17 protein-coding genes, 6 tRNA genes and 1 riboswitch are annotated in these 20,591 nt (G+C 38.0%); of the genes, 19 read left to right on the top strand and 4 right to left on the bottom strand.

The window, feature by feature from the left end; genetic code table 11:
* Positions 1-85 precede the first annotated feature (85 nt).
* From PT281_RS07165 to PT281_RS07195, 7 genes are all read left to right on the top strand, one after another.
* Positions 86-158 (top strand) — tRNA-Asn (locus PT281_RS07165).
* Between the two features lie 6 nt (positions 159-164).
* Positions 165-256, top strand: a tRNA-Ser gene (locus PT281_RS07170).
* Positions 257-910: 654 nt separating this feature from the next.
* A tRNA-Val gene (locus PT281_RS07175) sits at positions 911-983 on the top strand.
* A gap of 135 nt (positions 984-1,118) precedes the next feature.
* Positions 1,119-1,190: transfer RNA gene (locus PT281_RS07180), tRNA-Glu, on the top strand.
* 4 nt (positions 1,191-1,194) lie between these two features.
* A tRNA-Val gene (locus PT281_RS07185) sits at positions 1,195-1,267 on the top strand.
* Between the two features lie 66 nt (positions 1,268-1,333).
* Positions 1,334-1,421: riboswitch (SMK box riboswitch) on the top strand.
* Positions 1,419-2,618, top strand: a complete 1,200-nt coding sequence (gene metK, locus PT281_RS07190; protein ID WP_277153313.1) for a methionine adenosyltransferase — start codon at positions 1,419-1,421, stop codon at positions 2,616-2,618. It overlaps the preceding riboswitch by 3 nt.
* A gap of 17 nt (positions 2,619-2,635) precedes the next feature.
* A complete protein-coding gene (locus PT281_RS07195; RefSeq protein ID WP_277153315.1) occupies positions 2,636-4,087 on the top strand; it encodes an MDR family MFS transporter in 1,452 nt (483 codons plus the stop codon).
* A 43-nt stretch (positions 4,088-4,130) separates the two neighbouring features.
* On the opposite strand, the gene PT281_RS07200 is transcribed toward PT281_RS07195, so the two are convergent.
* Positions 4,131-4,769, bottom strand: coding sequence for a phosphatase PAP2 family protein (locus PT281_RS07200; RefSeq protein ID WP_277153317.1), 639 nt, complete (start codon positions 4,767-4,769; stop codon positions 4,131-4,133).
* A 286-nt stretch (positions 4,770-5,055) separates the two neighbouring features.
* Here PT281_RS07200 and leuS point away from each other — a divergent pair, with 286 nt between their 5' ends.
* Positions 5,056-7,470, top strand: a complete 2,415-nt coding sequence (gene leuS, locus PT281_RS07205; protein ID WP_277153319.1) for a leucine--tRNA ligase — start codon at positions 5,056-5,058, stop codon at positions 7,468-7,470.
* 97 nt (positions 7,471-7,567) lie between these two features.
* Positions 7,568-9,211, top strand: coding sequence for a polysaccharide biosynthesis protein (locus tag PT281_RS07210; protein WP_277153321.1), 1,644 nt, complete (start codon positions 7,568-7,570; stop codon positions 9,209-9,211).
* A 124-nt stretch (positions 9,212-9,335) separates the two neighbouring features.
* On the opposite strand, the gene PT281_RS07215 is transcribed toward PT281_RS07210, so the two are convergent.
* Positions 9,336-9,557 (bottom strand): PspC domain-containing protein, encoded by a 222-nt coding sequence (locus PT281_RS07215; RefSeq protein ID WP_277153323.1) that lies wholly within the window; start codon positions 9,555-9,557, stop codon positions 9,336-9,338.
* Positions 9,558-9,626: 69 nt separating this feature from the next.
* Positions 9,627-9,710: transfer RNA gene (locus tag PT281_RS07220), tRNA-Leu, on the bottom strand.
* Positions 9,711-9,810: 100 nt separating this feature from the next.
* Here PT281_RS07220 and PT281_RS07225 point away from each other — a divergent pair.
* From PT281_RS07225 to PT281_RS07270, 10 genes are all read left to right on the top strand, one after another.
* Entirely contained in the window at positions 9,811-11,100 is a 1,290-nt protein-coding gene (locus PT281_RS07225) for a serine hydrolase (RefSeq protein WP_277153325.1), read from the top strand.
* 2 nt (positions 11,101-11,102) lie between these two features.
* The gene (locus PT281_RS07230; RefSeq protein WP_277153327.1) at positions 11,103-11,945 is read left to right on the top strand and encodes an NAD(P)H-hydrate dehydratase; all 843 of its coding nucleotides are present in this window, start codon (positions 11,103-11,105) and stop codon (positions 11,943-11,945) included.
* A 63-nt stretch (positions 11,946-12,008) separates the two neighbouring features.
* Entirely contained in the window at positions 12,009-12,653 is a 645-nt protein-coding gene (locus tag PT281_RS07235; protein ID WP_277153329.1) for a L,D-transpeptidase, read from the top strand.
* A 258-nt stretch (positions 12,654-12,911) separates the two neighbouring features.
* Complete coding sequence (argS, locus tag PT281_RS07240) at positions 12,912-14,597, top strand: arginine--tRNA ligase (protein ID WP_277153331.1); 1,686 nt, start codon at positions 12,912-12,914, stop codon at positions 14,595-14,597.
* A 107-nt stretch (positions 14,598-14,704) separates the two neighbouring features.
* Positions 14,705-15,619: a class II fructose-1,6-bisphosphate aldolase gene (fba, locus tag PT281_RS07245; protein ID WP_277153333.1), complete on the top strand. Its 915-nt coding sequence runs from the start codon at positions 14,705-14,707 to the stop codon at positions 15,617-15,619.
* A gap of 194 nt (positions 15,620-15,813) precedes the next feature.
* Positions 15,814-16,569, top strand: a complete 756-nt coding sequence (locus tag PT281_RS07250) for a MerR family transcriptional regulator (protein WP_277153334.1) — start codon at positions 15,814-15,816, stop codon at positions 16,567-16,569.
* A 247-nt stretch (positions 16,570-16,816) separates the two neighbouring features.
* On the top strand, positions 16,817-17,362 hold the full coding sequence (locus tag PT281_RS07255; RefSeq protein WP_277153336.1) for a histidine phosphatase family protein: 546 nt from the start codon (positions 16,817-16,819) through the stop codon (positions 17,360-17,362).
* 208 nt (positions 17,363-17,570) lie between these two features.
* A complete protein-coding gene (locus PT281_RS07260; protein ID WP_277153338.1) occupies positions 17,571-18,326 on the top strand; it encodes a hypothetical protein in 756 nt (251 codons plus the stop codon).
* A complete protein-coding gene (locus tag PT281_RS07265; RefSeq protein ID WP_277153340.1) occupies positions 18,326-18,967 on the top strand; it encodes an ABC transporter ATP-binding protein in 642 nt (213 codons plus the stop codon). Before PT281_RS07260 ends, PT281_RS07265 begins: the two co-directional genes overlap by 1 nt.
* A complete protein-coding gene (locus PT281_RS07270; RefSeq protein WP_277153342.1) occupies positions 18,960-19,664 on the top strand; it encodes a hypothetical protein in 705 nt (234 codons plus the stop codon). Before PT281_RS07265 ends, PT281_RS07270 begins: the two co-directional genes overlap by 8 nt.
* 66 nt (positions 19,665-19,730) lie before the next feature.
* Here the strand turns inward: PT281_RS07270 and PT281_RS07275 are convergent, their stop codons facing one another.
* Entirely contained in the window at positions 19,731-20,585 is an 855-nt protein-coding gene (locus tag PT281_RS07275; RefSeq protein WP_277153344.1) for an RluA family pseudouridine synthase, read from the bottom strand.
* Between the last annotated feature and the right edge of the window lie 6 nt (positions 20,586-20,591).

The raw sequence follows: 20,591 nt of genomic DNA on the forward strand, positions 1-20,591 counted from the left end.
ACACAGTAGTTAAGCTTCTTCACGCCGAGAGTAGTTGGTGGGAGACTGCCTGCGAGGGTAGGACGCTGCCGTGCTTTTTTAATATTCCGGCTTAGCTCAGTTGGTAGAGCGCTTGACTGTTAATCAAGATGTCGTCAGTTCGAGTCTGACAGCCGGAGTATTTTGGAGCGTTGTCCGAGTGGCTTAAGGAGCATGATTGGAAATCATGTATACGGGTTTTAATCCTGTATCGAGAGTTCAAATCTCTCACGCTCCGTCATTGATTTTAAAAAGGCAGTTAAAATAATTAACTGCCTTTTTTATTTGTTTTTAATATAAATGGTGTACAAGGCAATGAATCGGGATTATTAGTATTAATCGTAAAAATGAAGTCATGCAAAAAGATCAGGGAAGACGTTGACCCGCATGAAGATTTTACCACGATTTTATCGCTTAGTTAGGATGCTTACCCAAGTCCAAGTAATGATAAATTAAAGTATAGTTTGCCAAATTAGGATAGGCAATAATCTCAAGCTTATCTAATATTGAGTAAAACATATTACGGTTGACATCCAAATATTCTACTTAAGATTAGTCAAAATCAATGTTTCTGATGAAAAATATTTTTTATTATCTGCAATTTTTGCTGGTTAATTTTTCAAGCGATTTTTTAGTCGTTATTTATGATATTTTATTATAATAATATTATGCGTTATAACTAAATCTTCCTTGAAAAACATGCTAACAGTCAATATTATTGCTGCTGATTGCTCTCTTTACTAGTGTTGTTAAATTATGTCAAGCTTACTAATTTTTTAATTATAGTGCAGTAAAAAATTACGAATTTTGCAAAAAAATGCTAAAAAAAGATAGACAAGACCACAACCTTTTGCTATAGTATTAAGAGTAGTCATGAGATGACAACGACCTCGGAGGATTAGCTCAGCTGGGAGAGCATCTGCCTTACAAGCAGGAGGTCACAGGTTCGAGCCCTGTATCCTCCATAATAATGGTGGTGTGATAATTGCACCGCCATTATTTATGGGATTAATTAAATATTATTTTTCCCAATTAAAAAAGAATTCTTGCATTTTACAATGTATCTAGTATACTAGTAAAAGTGCTTTGATTCAGGCTATGACCCGTTGGTCAAGTGGTTAAGACATCGCCCTTTCACGGCGGTAACATGGGTTCAAATCCCGTACGGGTCACTTTGGAGGATTAGCTCAGCTGGGAGAGCATCTGCCTTACAAGCAGGAGGTCACAGGTTCGAGCCCTGTATCCTCCATCGTTCTAAGACTACCGAATCTACGGTAGTCTTTTTTTATACAAAAGAACGAAAAAATTTAATATTTATCGGTTCAAGTCCTGAGAGGATCCACTAGATAAGTGGAGATGCCTTGTAACCGAATAGCTGTTGTCTATACAGGGGGACTATTATGGAAAAACGTTTATTTACTTCGGAATCTGTTTCTGAAGGACATCCGGATAAAATTGCGGATCAAATTTCAGACGCGATTTTAGATGCGATTATTGCTCAAGATCCAGATGCGCATGTAGCTTGTGAAACTATCGTTACCACGGGCATTGTGTATGTATTTGGTGAAATATCAACTAGTGCTTATGTTGATATTCAGTCGATTGTTCGCAAAACCGTTTTGCGAATTGGTTATGATAAGCCAGAGCTTGGTTTTGATGGCAATAATTGTGCGGTGTTAGTTGATATTGACGAACAATCGTCGGATATTGCTGAAGGTGTCGATCATTCGTTAGAAACACGTGAAAATCAGTCTGATGAAGATAATTTGGACCAAATTGGTGCAGGTGATCAAGGACTAATGTTTGGCTTTGCTGTTAAGGAAACGCCAGAGTTAATGCCTTTGCCAATTTCACTTGCGCATCGGTTAATGCGCCAAGTTGCTCAACTTCGTAAAGACGGAACATTAACGTGGCTGCGTCCAGATTCTAAGGCACAAGTTACTGTTGAATATGATGAAGCCGGCAAGCCAAAGCGGGTTGATACGGTTGTTATTTCAACTCAAACTGATGACCAAGTTACTAATGAAGAAATTCGCCAAGCAATGATTGATTTAGTCATTAGCAAAGTGATTCCTGCTAAATATTTGGATGAGCAAACCAAGTTCCTGATTAATCCATCAGGTCGGTTTGTTATTGGTGGACCTAAAGGTGACTCCGGATTAACTGGTCGTAAAATTATTGTTGATACTTACGGTGGCTATGCTCGTCATGGTGGTGGTGCTTTTTCAGGTAAAGATCCGACTAAGGTCGATCGCAGCGCTAGTTATGCGGCACGCTATGTAGCCAAGAACATTGTGGCTTCTGGTTTAGCAGACCGTTGTGAAGTACAGCTGGCTTATGCGATTGGTGTTGCCCATCCAGTATCCGTAATGATTGATACAGCAGGTACTGGAAAGGTTAGCGATGAGCTGCTAACTAAGGCAGTTCGTGAAATCTTCGATTTACGACCAGCCGGTATTATCAAGATGCTTGATCTGCGACGCCCAATTTATGAGCAAACCGCTGCTTATGGTCATTTTGGTCGTACCGACATTGATTTACCATGGGAGAAAACCGATAAAGTTCAAGCAATCTTGGATTTTGTAAAGAAAAATAAATAATTTTAAGGAGGAGCATTATGAAAAAAACAAACGTACCAGTTGTTACGCTTGCGATTTTTATGACAACTTTTATGGCTGCGATTGAAGGAACGATTGTTTCAACTGCAATGCCAACCATTGTTTCTGACCTCAACGGTTTAGAAATTATGAACTGGGTCGTTTCAATTTTCTTATTTATGACGGCTGTATCGACTCCTTTATACGGAAAACTGGCAGATAGCATTGGTCGCAAGCCAGTTTTTTTGTTTGGTATTGCGTTGTTTGTCATTGGGTCAGCTCTTTGCGGTCAGGCACACAATATGATGGAGTTAATCTTATTCCGGGTTATTCAGGGCCTTGGCTCTGGTGCAGTTCAGCCTGTTGCGATGACAATTATTGCTGATTTGTACACTTTAAAAAAGCGGACCAAGATGCTCGGACTTAATTCCGGCTTCTGGGGTGTAGCATCTGTTATTGCACCGCTTCTAGGTGGTTTTATTGTTCAAAACCTGTCTTGGCACTGGGTCTTTTATATCAATGTGCCGATCGGTTTAATTGCCTTTTTACTGGTTGTGTTATTTTTACATGAACCAAAAGAAAGAGTAGCAGTTAAACTGGATATTAAGGGGACTTGCTGGTTAACGATTTTATTATTAACTCTGATGTATGTACTGCAAGAATTAGGTTCGCTTAATTGGCTGATAACTGCTGCTCTGGTGGCTTTAATTGTTATTAGTGCAATTGCCTTTTATCGTGTTGAAAAGAAGGCAGACGACCCAATATTGCCGCTCTCGATGCTCAAAGGCAGAGAGTTCTTATCTTTGAACTTAATTACCTTGTTTATTGCCGGAGTTGTAATTGGTTTTGAATTTTACATTCCGACTTGGATGCAGGGAATTAAAGGAACAAGTGCCACAATTGCCGGCTTTGCGGTTACGCCAAGTTCTGTCATGTGGGTTGTTGGCTCATTCTTAATTGGTGGCATGCTCGGGCGCTTTGGCGTTAAGAAAACTTTCTTTGGCATGTTGGGATTATTAGTAATTGCAGACTTCCTATTGCTGATTGTGCCGCTGCAAACACCATTTTGGGTATTTTGTGTAATTGCAGCAATGAATGGTGTAGCTTTTGGGGCGATTTTAACCGCATCACAAGTTCGTTCACAAGTTCTGGTAGCCCCTGAAAATGTGGGTGTGGCAACCTCCTTTAATACGCTGATGCGGTATTTAGGGCAAACAATGATGGTTTCAATCTATGGAATTACCTTCAATACGATTGTTGCTGGTAAACTTGCTAAGCATCCGAATTTGACACAAGGCATGATGAATAAGATTGTGTCATCGGTTAAGGCTAAGGAGCTTGCTGCTAATCTTGTTCCGCAACTACGGCAAGTATTGTTTAGTGCCTTAAAGGGTGTCTACGTTGTTTCAATGGTGGCAATTGTGATTTCAATTTTGATTAACTTTTGCTATAAAAAACAAGAAGAAAATTAAGTAATAAAAAAAGTCGACTAAAGTCGACTTTTTTGTTAGCAATTTATTCTTTTAAGTAGTAATGATAGAGGACGGAATAACCAATTAAAACAAAGGTAATTCCCTCTAAGAATCCGCCCAAAACATCCGACGGATAATGAACATGTGTAAAAATTCTGGTGTAACCAATTAACAACGGAAAACAAGTCCAAATAATGCAAAGAATAGTTTTACCAGTTTTATTTTTGACCAATAAAATTGTTAAAACAATTAAGATTCCGAATAGCGTAGCACTACCAACTGAGTGACCGGATGGGAAACTATAACCGTGGGCTGTAACTAAGTGGTGCACATAAGGTCTATGGCGCGCAATCGCATGCTTGATAATCCAATTGTAACCGTTGGCTGCAATCATTGTTCCCGCCGTAAAGCAAGCGTAGGCGTACTTTTTAAAGACCACCAGAATGATAAATAAGACAATCGTCTCAAGCACGATGACACTTGTATTCCCCAAATTGGTAAAGGTCGTGGCGAATTTAATGTTAGCCGGATTGGTATTACAGATAATTCCAATTACAGCTTGGTCAAATTGGTGAATAATTTGTTTACCTGAAGAAACTAGAATTGCCCAAATTGTATAAAGAGCCAAAAAGATTGTTGCGGGCACAATTGTATCTTTTTTGGCATGTATTGTATTACTCAAATGTTTTTCTCCCCTTGTTTTTTTTAGCATTTGTGGTAAATTATAATCATTATTGATAAAAAAATAAAGGTCAGGAACTAGTAGCAAGGTTGTTTTTCCTTAGAGAAAAGTCGGTTGGTGCAAGACTAAAAAAACTAATTGTGAACTGAGCCTGAGAATAACCTTTCGTTGTGCTGCCGCGTTAAGGAGCGTTAGAGGGTCATGCTGCGGCATGAAACTTAGGTGGTACCGCGATTATTCGTCCTATGATTAGTTTCATAGGACTTTTTTTATGAGGTGAAGATAGATGTACAATCACAAAGTCGTCGAAAAAAAATGGCAAGATTATTGGGCCAAGAATGATACTTTCAAAACGGGCAACGATCCGAAAAAGAAAAATTATTATGTAATGGATATGTTTCCGTTCCCGTCAGGTAAGGGATTGCATGTTGGTCACCCAGAAGGCTATACGGCAACTGATATTACCGCCAGAATGAAACGGGCACAGGGCTATAATGTTTTATACCCAATGGGCTGGGATGCCTTTGGATTGCCAACAGAGCAATATGCGTTAAAGACAGGTAAGGATCCGGCTGTTGTTACTAAAGAAAATATCGCTACTTTCAAAAAGCAGCTGCATAAGCTGGGCTTTTCTTATGATTGGGACCGGGAAATTGCGACCTGCGATCCGAAGTATTACAAGTGGACGCAATGGACATTTGAGCAAATGTACAAGAATGGTCTTGCTTATGAAGCTGAAGTACCAGTTAACTGGTCGCCAGATTTAGGAACTGTTGTTGCTAATGAAGATATTGTTGATGGTAAAACTGAGCGGGGTGGTTTCCCAATTTATCGCCGCAATATGAAGCAATGGATGCTCAGGATTACGGCTTATGCTGATCGACTGCTTGCTGGTCTGGACAATCTTGATTGGCCGGAAAACGTCAAGGAAATGCAACGTAACTGGATTGGTCGTTCAGTTGGTGCGCAGGTTACCTTCAAGATTAAGAATTCTGATAAGACCTTTGATATTTTTACCACACGTCCTGATACTTTGTTTGGTGCCAGCTATGCTGTGTTAGCTCCAGAGAACAAGTTGGTCGAAGAAATTACGACAGCTGAACACAAGGCTGACGTTGATGCATATGTTAAGGAAATTGAATCTAAGTCTGATTTGGAAAGAACAGACTTGAACAAGCATAAGACTGGTGTCTTCACAGGTGCGTATGCAATTAACCCTGTTAACAATGAAGAAATTCCAATTTGGATTTCAGATTATGTCTTAGCAACTTATGGTACGGGTGCTGTTATGGCAGTTCCGGCTCATGACGATCGTGATTACGAATTTGCGCAAAAATTCAACTTGCCAATTAAGGCTGTAATTAAGGGTGGCGACATTACTAAGGAAGCTTATACCGGTGATGGTGTTCACTTTGATTCTGAGTTCTTAAATGGTCTGAATGTTGAAGATGCCAAGAAGAAAATGGTTGCTTGGCTGGAAGACCATAATGTTGGTGAAAAGAAAGTCAACTACAAACTGCGTGATTGGGAATTTGGTCGGCAACGTTACTGGGGTGAGCCAATTCCTGTCATTCATTGGGAAGACGGCGAAACAACCTTAGTTCCAGAAGATCAATTGCCATTAGTTTTACCACATGCAACTGATATTAAGCCATCTGGTACGCCTGAAAGCCCGCTTGTTAACTTGACAGATTGGGTGAACGTGGTTGATGAAAATGGTCGCAAGGGTAAACGTGAGACTAACACAATGCCTAACTGGGCTGGTTCATCATGGTACTTTATTCGTTACGTTGATCCGCATAATGACCAAAAACTTGCTGACTATGACCTGCTTAAAAAGTGGCTGCCAGTTGATTTGTATATTGGTGGGGCAGAACACGCTGTTCGGCATTTACTTTACGCTCGTTTTTGGAACATGGTTCTCTATGATTTGGGTGTTGTACCAAATGAAGAACCATTCCAACGTCTGTATAACCAAGGTTTGATTTTAAAGAACCACGAGAAGATGTCTAAGTCAAAGGGTAACGTTGTTAATCCAGATGATGTGATTGACGAATATGGTGCAGATAGCCTGAGAACTTATGAAATGTTCATGGGACCACTTGATGCTTCGATTGATTGGGATGACAACGGTCCTGCTTCAACTAAGAAGTTCTTAGATCGCGTTTGGCGATTATTTGTCAATGATTTAGATTTGAAGCCAATTCCACAAGAAAATATTGTTCCAGAAAATGATGGTGAGCTGGATAAAGTTTATGCGGAAACGGTTAAGAAGGTAACCGAAGACTTTGAGTCGCTGCATTTTAATACTGCAATTTCACAAATGATGGTCTTTGTTAACGCAGCCCAAAAGGCTAAGACAATTCCACAAGAATATGTAGAAGGCTTCATTACCTTAATGGCACCAGTTGCACCACATATGATGGAAGAAATCTGGCAGATCATGGGTCATGACGAATCAGTTACCTTTGCTAAATGGCCAACTTATGATCCTGCCAAGTTAGTTGAATCAACAGTTGAGATTATGGTTCAAGTAAATGGTAAATTACGTGGCAACTTCAAGGCTGCTAAAGATACAGCTAAAGATAAATTACAAGAGCAAGCTTTAGCATTGCCGCATGTTCAAAAGTTCTTGGAAGGCAAAGATGTTAAGAAGGTAATCGTTGTTCCTAACAAGATTGTTAACATTGTTGCAAAATAAAATTTAATTTTTCCTAAAATGGATAGTTATCTGATTGAGAATTATCAACTTTGCTTGCAAAATAGGATAGTTAGTACACTAGATTTAGGGAAAATTAATGAAAGAAAATAATTTAAAAGAGCAAAACACGCAGGATACCTTTATTAAGGGTAGTGCATGGATGACTTTTGGCTCGATTACGTCACGGATTTTGGGCGCACTATACATCATTCCGTGGTTTATCTGGATGCAGCCGTATGGTAACATTGCTAACGCGCTGACAGCTAGAAGTTATAATATTTATAGTATTTTTATCTTGATCTCAACGGCGGGAATTCCTGGGGCAGTAGCTAAGCAGGTTGCCAAGTATAATGCTCTTAATGAATACGGTGTTGGTCGCAAATTATTTCGTAAGGGTCTAATGTTAATGGTGGCGCTAGGGATTGTTTCGGCAATTATTATGTATGTTGCATCGCCGCTTCTGGCTTCTAATGGGTCACGCAGTGATCCGCGCCAAGTTGCGGTGATGCGCAGTCTGTCTTACGCCATCTTGATTATTCCAATTTTGAGTATTATGCGGGGCTACTTTCAAGGGTATGCGGATATGATGCCATCGGCAGTATCGCAGTTTATAGAACAGCTTGCCCGCGTTGTCTGGATGCTGTTAACGGCCTATGTGATTATGCAGGTGCAGCATGGCTCTTTTGTTGACGCGGTTGTGCAGTCAAACTTAGCAGCAGCGATTGGGGCTGTCTTTGGGATTGCAATTCTAGTTTGGTTTTTGTTCTCACGAAGACATAAACTTAATGACCTTGTTGCTAACTCAAATAATGAAATTGAAGTTTCAACAATGGGTCTGTTTGGTGAAATTGTTGCTCAAGCAATTCCGTTTATTATTATTGATGCGGGTATCCAGCTATTTTATTTAGTTGATCAGTATACTTTTCACCCAATGATTGCCAGCTTAGTGAAGGTAAGTTATAACACGATTGAAACCTGGTATGCCTTGTTTGCACTCAACGCTAATAAGTTAATTATGATAATTGTGTCGCTTGCTAGTGCAATGGCAGTTACGGCAATTCCGCTGCTTTCAGCAGCCCATGCTAAGCATGATTTCCACGGGATTTCAGAGCAAATTGGCAATACACTGGACTTGTTTTTATTTGTCATGATACCAGCGGCATTTGGGATGGCAGCAATATCGACACCGATTTATACAATCTTTTATGGCTATGATAAATTAGGTTCGAATATTCTGTATTTGTCATCATTTACAGCGATTTCGCTGGGGCTGTTTACGGTTTTAATGGCTGTTTTACAAGGCTTGTCAGAAAATGGCTTGGCAATAAAGTACCTCGTGCTGGGGTTAATTATTAAAATAATTGCGCAGTACCCAATGGTTTATATTTTCAAAGTCTACGGACCGTTAGTGGCAACCAACTTGGGGATGCTGGTGATTATTTTCTTGGCTTTGAAGCATTTGCAGGTAAGTTACAACTTTAATAGTAATCGAACCAGTCGTCGTTTTATCGGCATTACTTCCTTTTCTGTCATTATGTTTCTGCTTGTTTTAGCAGTTGAAAAGGGCTTGGAATTGGTGCTAAATCCGGCAGTTCGCTGGCAAGCATTATTAATTGTTGGTGTAGCTGTTTTTATTGGTGGTATTTTCTATGTCTTTGCGGCAATTAAATCTGAGTTAGCGCAAAAGATTTTGGGCGACAAGATTGTGCCTATTTTAAGAAAATTACATATTCAAGCGTAGAAAAAGACGCTATCACAATTAAGTGATAGCGTCTTTTTTGGTTACAAAAGTAGCTGATGAGCTATTTTTGTGCGCCCCTGCCAAGGAACCTTATTGTAACATAATACCGGGATTAATTACTGAATTAACGCTTAGTGTACTCGCCATTTAAGACATCGTCGTGTTGTCCTTTTTCTGGAATTGCAAAGGCGGCAATAATGTAAAGGATAAGTCCCCAACCAGTGAAGCAAATCAAAGCACCGCCAATAATTCTTGTCCATGCTTTGTCCCAACCGAAATATTCAGCAATGCCACCTAAGACACCAGTTAAAATTTTATCGCGTGACTTTGTTAAATGCTTTTTCATTATTTTGCTCCTTTGCTACAATTTTGTTTAATAAAAAAAGCTAATCATTACAGATTAGCTTCTACTTGATGCCCCGAAAAAGATTCGAACTTTCACTTAGTTACCTAAACAGCGACCTGAACGCTGCGCGTCTGCCAATTCCGCCATCGGGGCTTAAATATTTTTAACACAGTAATAATAATACCAAAAATTTGGTAAAATGTAAGCATAAAACGAAAAATATCTGAAAATTTTTTCTAACTAAGGAGGATTTATGACTTTTAAGCATAAATTTAACAAAATTATGGTTGCTCTGATAGCGGCGATGCTACTTATTTTGCCGGTAACACCGGTTTCTGCGGCAACACAAGTACCAAGTGATTATCATACTAATCAGCTGAAGTTAAATGTTAAGTCGGCGATTGCAATTGATAGTAAGACTGGTCAGTTATTATACGGTAAAAATATTAATCAGCCGTTGCCAATTGCTTCGATGACCAAACTAATCACGGTTTATTTAACCTTGACAGCAATCAAAGAGGGAAAATTAACTTGGCAAACTAAGGTAAAGCCAACCGATGCGATTATTCGGGTTGCAAACAATAAGGACTTTTCTAATGTTCCACTGCATGTTGGTCACGAATATAGCATTAAGCAGCTCTATCAGGCGACTTTGATTGAGTCAGCTAATGGTGCCGCAATGCTCTTAGCGCAAGCTGTCAGCGGTGCTCAAGAACCGTTTGTCAAGCAGATGCGTCAGCAGTTAAGCAAATGGGGCATTACTGATGCCCAAATCTATACGACTTGTGGACTACCAAATAAAAATGTGGGTGCAGATGCTTATCCTGGTGCTTCTGATAATTCAGAAAATGAGCTCTCAGCTAAAGATATGGCAATTGTGGGGCAACATTTGATAGCTGATTTTCCGCAAGTAATTAAGACGACTAAGATTGCTCACTTAGCTTTTGTTGATCAGAATACTAAGACGCCGATGGCTAACTTTAACTGGATGCTTAAAGGATTATCGCAGTACAATCCTCAATTAAAGGTCGATGGTTTAAAGACCGGTACAACCGATGCGGCTGGTGCGTGCTTTATTGCAACAGCCAAGCATAACGGAGCACGGATTATTACGGTGGTAATGGGGGCGGAGCACCGCGATGGCACCGATCCGTCACGGTTCATCCAAACCAAGAACCTATTAAGTTATCTTTATCGTAATTATCGACCAATTATTTTTAATAAAAATGAAGTAATCACGGGTCTTACCAATATGAAGGTTCACAATGGTAAGGCGCGGCAGATTAATATTGGAATGAAAGAAAATAGTGAAATCTGGGCACCAATGACAGGTTCTAAATTGCACGTTGAACTAGCCGATAAACAAGTCGAAGCACCTGTAACCGCCGGACAAACAGTAACAAATTACAAGTTTAAGGCGGGCACAGAGCAATTAATCTCACTGACTAATCCTGCTGGCATGCACCTGCCAGCTAAGTCATTTCAAGAAACAACACGGGTTAACTTTCTAGTTCGCTTCTGGCGCTGGCTCTTTGGAGGTTAAAGATGGTTGCAATTCCTGCAGATATTTTAACTAAAGTAATTAAAAAAAGACCAAGTGATACCCATAAGGGTAATTACGGTCGCGTGTTATTAATTGGCGGTTGTGAAAATTATGGTGGGGCAATAATTATGGCAACTGAGGGCACTTTAAATAGTGGTGCTGGTCTAGTGGCAGTGGCAACGCACTCGCTTAATTTATCAGCTCTGCACGCGCGTGATCCAGAAGCAATGTATATTGATTGGCATGACCATGATTTACCAGCGTTGATTAAAAAGATGGATGTGGTTGTCTGTGGTCCCGGGTTAGGACTAAGTAATTTTGCGCGAGAGTTAATGCAAATGTTGTGTAATACTTTAACCAATGAACAAACACTAGTTTTAGATGCCAGCGGTCTTGATTTAATTGCTGAAAAGCGAAGTTTAATTCCCCAGCATGTTGGCAAAATTATTTTGACACCGCACCAAATGGAATGGCAGCGATTGAGCCAGATTAAGATTGCCTTTCAGACTGATAGTGCTAATTTAACAGCGCTAAATGAGTTATTCCCGAAGAAAAATGCAATTTTAGTTTTAAAATCTAATCACACACATGTTTATTGTGGGGATGGATCGATCTTTGTTAATCCATTAGGCAATCCGGGGATGGCAACTGGGGGCATGGGCGATACGCTTGCCGGAATTATTGGCGGCTTTTGTGCTCAATTTGGTAATAATCTTGATTCGATTATGGCTGCTGTTTACATTCACTCTTTGGCTGGTGATCAGATTGCTCGAACAGATTATGTAGTCCGTCCGACTAAGGTTAGCAACGTGTTACCACAGCTAATGAAAAAATATGCAGATTAAAATAGTTATATAGAATTGGTTTTGTTGTAAAATAGGACTGCGTATTAGAAAGAAAGGATGAAAATGAAAAAAAGTCTATTGAAGCCGCTTACTTTTTGCTTTATAATTTTAATTTGCGTCATTAGTTTAGCTCGAATTTCAATGCCGCAAACTCATAAAGAAACAAGTAATGCCAAGCCAAAAGAAACTGTAGTTAAAAAGACAGCTGCTTCTTTTCGTCCTTATCAAGATCCTAGCGATTTGCGCCGGCCATATAATTGGCGAAAGTCAAGTGAACTTAAGCCATATCCTAAGATTAAGCGATTGGAAAATGATATTACGATTCGTGTTTCGCTTAAGGGCAATCGGGTATATATTTTGCGTAATAACAAGCGAGTCTATACTATGCTGGCCAGCGGCGGGATATTCAAAAAGGGCAAGTCGTTAACGCCAACAGGTACTTTTAAGATTCAAGATAATCGCGGGGAATCATTTTACAATCCTAATTTAAATGAGGGTGCCAACAATTGGACCAGTTGGGACAAAAATGACGTTTATCTTTTCCATTCAGTGCCAACTAAAGATAATGGCAAATATAATTTAAAAGAAGCTAAGAAGTTGGGGAAGCAGCAGGGGTCACATGGCTGTGTCCGTCTAAGTGTGCCTGATTCGCAATGGATAATGAATAATATTAGATCAGGTACCAAAGTAATTGTGAAGAATAATTAAATAAAAAGAGTTGGCGAAGACTCTTTTTCCTGTTATAATTTGTGCTGAGAACGATTAGAAGTAGTAGGCAATTTTCCATTTAGCGAGTCTGCAGATGGTGTAAGGCAGGTTGGTAAAATTGCATGAAGGCGTGTCTAACCGATAATTCAGTAAATTTAATAAGCGGATACTTTGTATCAAATAGAGTGGTACCGCGGGTAAGAACTCGTCTCTTTCTGCATGAGCAGAAAGGGACTTTTTTTGTAAAGTGAGGTAAAAATGAATTTCAAAAATGAAGTAGTCGAGCTATTGGCACCAAAAGTTGACTTGCCAAAGGAAAAAATCACGGCATTAATTGAACGACCAAAAAATGAAAAGATGGGTGATTATGCCTTTCCAGCTTTTGCATTAGCTAAAGTAATGCATAAAAATCCTGCTGAAATTGCTAAAGAAATCGCAGCCCAATTGTCTAGTCCAGCTTTTTCTAATATTCAAGCAGTTGGTCCGTACGTCAACTTTGCAATTAATCATGAAAAATTAATTGCACAGACATTGACTGAAGTTTTAACCCAAAAAGAACATTTTGGTGACCAAGAATTAGGTAAGGGTAATGTTCCAATTGATATGTCTAGTCCTAACATTGCCAAGCCAATGTCAATGGGTCACTTGCGGTCAACCGTAATTGGTAATTCAATTGCCAAAACCTTGCAAAAGGTTGGCTACACACCAGTAAAAATTAATTTCTTGGGTGATTACGGTACGCAATTTGGTAAATTAATTGCGGCTTATAAGCATTGGGGCAATGAAGAAGACGTTAAAAAAGACCCAATTATGAACTTGTTTAAGTACTACGTTAAGTTTCACGCTGAAGCTGAAAAGCATCCAGAACTTGATGATGAAGGTCGTGCTTGGTTTAAGAAGCTAGAAGATGGCGATCCAGAAGCCGTTGAGTTATGGCAATGGTTCCGTGAAGTTTCATTGGTTGACTTTAAGCGTATTTATAAAGATTTGGGCGTTGAATTTGACTCTTACAAGGGTGAAGCCTTCTTCAATGATAAGATGCAGCCAGTTATTGATGAGTTGAAGCAAAAAGGTTTACTGCATGAGTCACAAGGTGCGCAGGTTGTTGATATGGGCGAGGATGAGAATCCAGCTTTAATTGTTAAATCAGATGGTACTAGTGTATATTTGACACGTGATATTGCTGCAGCACTCTATCGGATGAAGACCTATAATTTTGTGAAGATGCTATATGTGGTTGGAAATGAGCAGTCACAGCACTTTGTGGAACTTAAGACAGTTCTAAAGAAGATGGGTTATGACTGGGCTGATGAAATTCACCATGTTCCGTTTGGCTTAATCACGCAGGGCGGTAAAAAGTTGTCAACGCGTAAGGGTAACGTTGTCTTCCTTGACAAGGTATTAAAGGATGCAGTCGCACTTGCTCAAAAGCAAATTGAACAAAAGAATCCTGACTTAGCTGAACAAAAGCAAGTTGCTCATGATGTTGGTGTTGGTGCTGTTATTTTCCATGATTTAAAGAATGATCGGACAGATAACTTTGACTTTGACTTAGAAGAAGTTGTTCGCTTTGAAGGTGATACAGGTCCTTATGTCCAATACACAAATGCTCGGGCACAAAGTGTATTGCGCAAAGCAGCAAAGATGGATCAAAAACCTGACTTGGGTAATTTGAATTTAAACGATGACTGGTCCTTTAGTGTGGCTAAAGCCTTAGCTGATTTCCCTCGAATTATTGCCCGCAGCAGTGACAAATTTGAGCCGTCAATTATTGCTAAGTATGCACTAGATTTGGCTAAAAAATTCAACAAGTATTATGCCAATGTCAAGATTTTGACCAATGATGAGCAAATCGCTTCCCGCTTAGCGCTAGTAGAGGCAACATCAATTGTTTTGACTGAATCTCTTCGTCTGTTGGGAGTTAACGCACCAAAGGAAATGTAGTTGAAAAATATTTTTCTAAAACAAGCGCTTACATAAAATAAAAGATTGTTCAATGATTAATTATTACGGTACAATAGCAGTGTAAGTTTATATAGGAGGTATTTTTAATGGCTTATTTAGATAATGGTAATCAAATCTTTAAAGACGCTCGTAAAAACCATTATGCAGTAGGTGCATACAACACTAACAACTTGGAATGGACTCGTGCAATTTTGCGTGCTGCTGAAGAAACTAGAACCCCAGTTTTAATTCAAGTTTCAACTGGTGCTGCTAAGTACATGGGCGGCTACAAGATTGTTAAGGACATTGTCGAAGACACAATGGATGCAATGAACATTTCTGTTCCAGTTGTTTTGAACTTGGACCACGGTGACTTTGAATCAGCTAAGGAATGTATTGCACTTGGCTACTCTTCAGTAATGTTTGATGGTCATGCACTTCCAACTGATGAGAACTTGGCTAAAACTAAGGAAATCGTTAAGTTAGCTCATGAACGTGGCATTTCTGTTGAAGCAGAAATCGGTAAAATTGGTGAAAACCAAGGTGCCGATGGTGGTGAATTAGCATCTGTTGAAGATGCTAAGGCATTCGTTGCTGCTGGTGTTGACAAACTTGCTTGTGGTATTGGTAATATCCACGGCGTTTATCCAGAAGGCTGGAAAGGCTTGAACTTTGACCGTTTGAAGGAAATTGCTGATGCTGTTCCTGTACCACTTGTTTTGCACGGTGGTTCAGGTATTCCTGAAGACCAAGTTAAGAAGGCTATTTCTCTTGGTATTTCTAAGGTTAACATTAATACTGAATTCCAATTGGCCTTCCAAGGTGCTACTCGTAAGTACTTTGAAGAACACAAGGATGAAGACAAAGCTAACAAGGGTTATGATCCTCGTAAGTTATTATTGCCAGGTACTGAAGCCATTACTGATGCCATGAAAGAAATGATTGGTTGGCTTGGAACTCCTTCAATCGACGAAGAACTTAAGAATGCTGCTTTTGACAGAAGCTCATTGAACGAAGAATAATTTAGCTTAATAATTAATAAAAGTCCTATTTGACTAATGAAGTCAGGTAGGGCTTTTTAGCACTTGAGAAATGGTCATTAAACCTTTTTGGAAAATAAATCAGGCTTCTAATAATGATTATTTGAATTCTTTTATGTTCTTGTTGACTCTAACCTTGCGTCAACCTTTATAGTTATGAATAGGAGGTATAAATATTGATTACTAGCAAAAAAATTCAAGAACTAACGGGTTTGTCTGCACGAACTTTACGTTATTATGAGCAACTTGGTTTGATTAAGCCTAAACGTGATTATACGTCAAATTATCGTCTATATAAGGAAAAAGATGTAACGATTTTGCAACAAATCCTGGTCTTCAAAAAAATGGGTTTTAAATTGAGCGTCATTAAAGATATTTTACAAAATCCAAAGTTTGATCTTGATAAAGCCTTAGAAATGCAATTGAAGTTGCTGAATAAACAGAAGCAAGAATTAGAACAAGTAATCAATAATGTTAGACGTACTATTCAGGCAAGAAAAGGAGAAATCACAATGTCAGATACAGAAAAGTTTGCTGGATTAAAGGCAACATTATTACAGAAAAATGAAGCAAACTATGGCAGTGAACTTAAGCAAAAATATGGTGAAGATATCTATGAAGCAGCTCAAGAAAAATTTGCTAAAATATCTGAAAATTCATATCGTGAGTTAGTTAATAATGAAACAAAGTTAATTCAAAATTTGCATACTGTGTTGCTTAATCCTGAAAAAGAGGATAAATTAAAGGCAAGTATTTTTGCGGAACACCAAGCATGGCTTAAACAATTATTGCCGCAGTATACGACTAAAATTCACTCTGGGATTATCCAACTTTACCAATGTGACAGTCGTTTTAGTGCTTATTATGATAAGCAAGCTGGCTTGGGTGCAACTGACATATTAGTAAAAATTTGCCAATCATTTTTAGCATAAAAAATGCTTCGTCTAAATTTGACAGAAGCTCATTGAACGAAGAATAATTTAGCTTAATAATTAATAAAAGTCTTACTTGACTAATAAAGTCAGGTAGGGCTTTTTTTGATATAACATATATTAAGCTGCTTTTTGAAAATGATTATCGCTGCTAGCAGTAATTTAACTATTATGTATTGGGTTTCGGCTGCATATTTTGCTTTAATTTTATTAGCTATCCCATTATTGAAAAAAGGTAAAAATTAAGATGACTACAATTTATTTAATTAGGCATGGTGAACCCGACACAAGCGTACATGATGATTGGACAAGACCATTAACTAGACTAGGACAACAGCAAGCGCAAGAAATTGCTGATAAATTTAAGAATGTGTCGTTGACCGCTATATATTCAAGTCCGTTTAATAGAGCAGTGGCGACAGTAACACCTTTGGCGCAGCAACAAAATTTAATAGTACAAACAAGTAATTTGTTAATTGAACGTAGAATGCCTGAGTGGTTTAGTGATGCTCAAGCTTTTGATGAATATACTAGGCAGCAGTGGCGGGACTTTACTTATACTGCAAAGGGTGGTGAATCCTTGGCAGAAGCACAGACAAGGTATCTTGATTTTTTAATGAAAATACCTGAATCGGGGACAGTTGCAATTGGCACTCACGGGACAGTGATGAGTTTGGTCTATGATGCGGCACATCATGGTCAAGGCTTTAATTTATGGCAAAATTTACCATATACAGCAATTTTAAAGCTAAAAGTATTTGCAAATAGCATTGTTAATTCAAGCTTTATTTAAAAAATACCGACTATAAAAATTGATGAATTTATTGTTGATTTATGTAAAGAATATATTTATAATAAAAAATTATAAATATTATTTAGGAAGAAATATGAAAAGAAAATTTAAAAGGTAGTAAATTGAGAGCAGGTTTTAGAACCAATGGATATAATCTTCGTACCACAGAAGCCAATCTTAAATGGAGACCATAGAGAGATGAATTTAAATGAAAAAGTCTTTGAATAAGCCTGAATGCATTACTTTTTGGGCTAGCGTATTACTATATATTTTGATTTCTATGTTCTGTCAAATTGGAGTTCCCCAAGAGCCTGTGTATTACAAGGCTCTTGAGCAAAATTTTTATTTTAACAGTATTATAACTTATTTAATTCCGTTAATTGTTATCTTTATGGGTTGGCAAATGACATCAAGATATTGGTTTTCTAGTTTTAGAGAGTGGCAACTTTTAAGAAATAAAAAGAAGTATTGTTGGCAACAAGTAAAGCGATTATTTATAGTTGCAGTATTGTTCACATTAATTAGCTGGATTCTTACGATGCCATTTGTTAAGTTAACATCATTTATTGGGGTTACTGCTCAAGACTATCAAGAGCCGTTTACTTTTAGTAATGGTCTACTATATATTTTTGGTCATGGTATGGGAATGCTTCTTGCGATATTAATTGTAATACTTCTTAATTTTGAGATAATGATGGTCCCCTTGATTAGTAATTACTGTTTCAAGAAGCAATGGCAAGTATTCGCGTTTTCTGTTTTTATAGTTACTTTTTTACCGATACTGTTATTTGGATTAGGAATCATACCAGAGCAATGGGTTAGTTATAACTTGATCGGACTTTTTGATATTGCTGAGCGAGTAAGTCAACTGCAAGCACCTTTTTGCTTTTTGGTTTTGGTATTAATAATCGAAATAATATTATTATGTTTGATAAATAAGTATCATGAAAGGACAAGTTATTAATGAATCAAGCAGTTATACTTGAAGATGTTGCCATTTCTTTTAAAAATCGTCCTTTGTTAACTAAGGTTAATTTTAAAATTTCTGCAGGAGATATTGCATTACTTAGTGGTGAAAATGGTTCAGGCAAATCAACTTTACTAAAAGTAATATGTGGACTAAGACAGCCTAAAAGTGGTCGTGTTAATGTATTTGGAAAAGAATTAGGTCCTGGAAAGTTTGCCCAGCAAACGGCAGTATTAATTAATTCTCCTAGATTTATTAATGATATGTCAGGATTTGATAACTTGTGGGCTTTGGCACAGATTAAGCATCAGATTAGTCAAGAAACAGTTAGGTTGTGGATGAATCGTGTAGGATTAGATCCTACAAGTAAGGTAAAGGTAAGAAAGTATTCCTTAGGGATGAACCAAAAACTAGGTTTAGCACAAGCTTTAATGGAAGATGAGGACTTAATTTTGTTGGATGAACCATTAAATGGCTTAGATAAAAGCTCAAAACAAAAAATTGTTAACTTAGTTAAAGAAGTTCATTCAGAAAACCTACAAAAAATCTTTATAATTGTTTCCCATGATAATTATTTCAATACGATAGCCAATCGCTTTTTTGAAATTAATGGGGAAGAAGTTATCGAAAATGTTTAAATTCTTAATTAAAACAAGTCACAAAAAGATTGCTAGATTGATTATTGGATTGGTTTTAATCGCCCTTTGTGCTAGCATTTTTGGCTATATTGGACCTATTTATGGCAAACCGAGTATCTGGTCTACTTTTTTTAACTTATCTGTAGGTATGGAAATGGCGGCTTTTGTCTTGCCACTAGTAACTTTATTTGTCGGGTTTAGTATTTTTGAAATTATCGGAACGAGTTATTTTGAGGTAATTGAAATTCGTGCAGGTGAGCGAAAAGATGACTTAAATGCATTCATGGTATTAGCGTTTTTTGTGGCATTTTTAATTGAATTAACATTTCTTGTAACTGTAGTTATTAAGGGAGTATTAACTGGCATTAGTACTGATTCCAAATATTTGGGAGCGGCCTTAATTGAATTTTGGTTGCAGTTAATTGATATATATGTATTCTTATTATTTATGTTGTTAATTCAACTGATTTTTAAAAAGACGGGGTTAACTTTTTTATTTGGTTCTGTATATACAATATTAGTGTTCGGCAGTTTAAAAGGTCTGTTACCTTTTAATCGCCCAATAATTGCTGGCACGGAATTGTTCTTTTTAGGGCGTAAGTTAATTAGTCCGGCATATTCATTTTTAGGATTAATTTGGTTGATAATAATGGTAATTGCAATTAAAATTACCGCAATTAAACTGTATGAAAAATGATCAAGTTCTTAAAGCAATGTAAATATAAGTAAAATTATGAGATATTAAAAATCGCTAGACAAAAGTCTAGCGATTTTTTCCTAGTGGCAATTTAACTTGAACTTTATCAAACGAAAAGGGCTTATTAAATGACATTTGGTAGGCAGTTAAATTTAAAAATTCATCTGGTCTGCATTCCGGATTATAGAGCGGATCGCCAACAATTGGGCAGCCAATAGCGGCTAAGTGGACACGAATTTGGTGTGTGCGGCCAGTTTCAAGCTGCAATTTAATTAGTGCTGTGTCCGCTGATTTGGTTAAAACTTGATAATGGGTGATTGATGCCAAGCCATCTTCACGAACCATTCTTTTGCGTTGGTCATTGGGGTCTTGACCAATAGGCAGAGCAATTGTATCACTTGCCCGCAATTTTTCTGGGTGACTAACAACGGCGAGGTATTCGCGATGGAAAATTTTCGTGGTTAATTCGCGATTAAGAATTGGCACGACCGCTGGATTTTTTGCGACTAGCAATAAGCCGCTGGTTAACATATCGAGCCGGTGGACAACAAAGGGACTGAAGCCTAAGTAAGTAGCACAGTCGTTTAGTGCAGTATTGGTTTCAGCTAAATTTGGGTGCGTCTTTTGTCCAGCTGGCTTATTAATGACTAATATGTCTTGGTCTTCATAAATGATGTCGGGCAAGTTGCCGCTAGCTGGATAGATACCCTGCTGGGAATCAACACAGTCCAATTCCAATTCGATTTTATCATCGGGATAGACTAACTGGTTAAAATGTCGGTAATTGCCATTGACACGAATTTTTTGTTCAATTCGTAAGAAATGACGCCATTTGCGCGGCACCAAAAGTTGGCGCAGCAAGTCACCGACAGAACATGGTTTGAGATTTTTAGGATAATTAAGTGTAAAATAATAGCTCATAAATAT

Origin of the sequence: Lactobacillus sp. ESL0701, from assembly GCF_029433445.1 — a bacterium.
Classification (GTDB): Bacteria; Bacillota; Bacilli; order Lactobacillales; family Lactobacillaceae; genus Lactobacillus.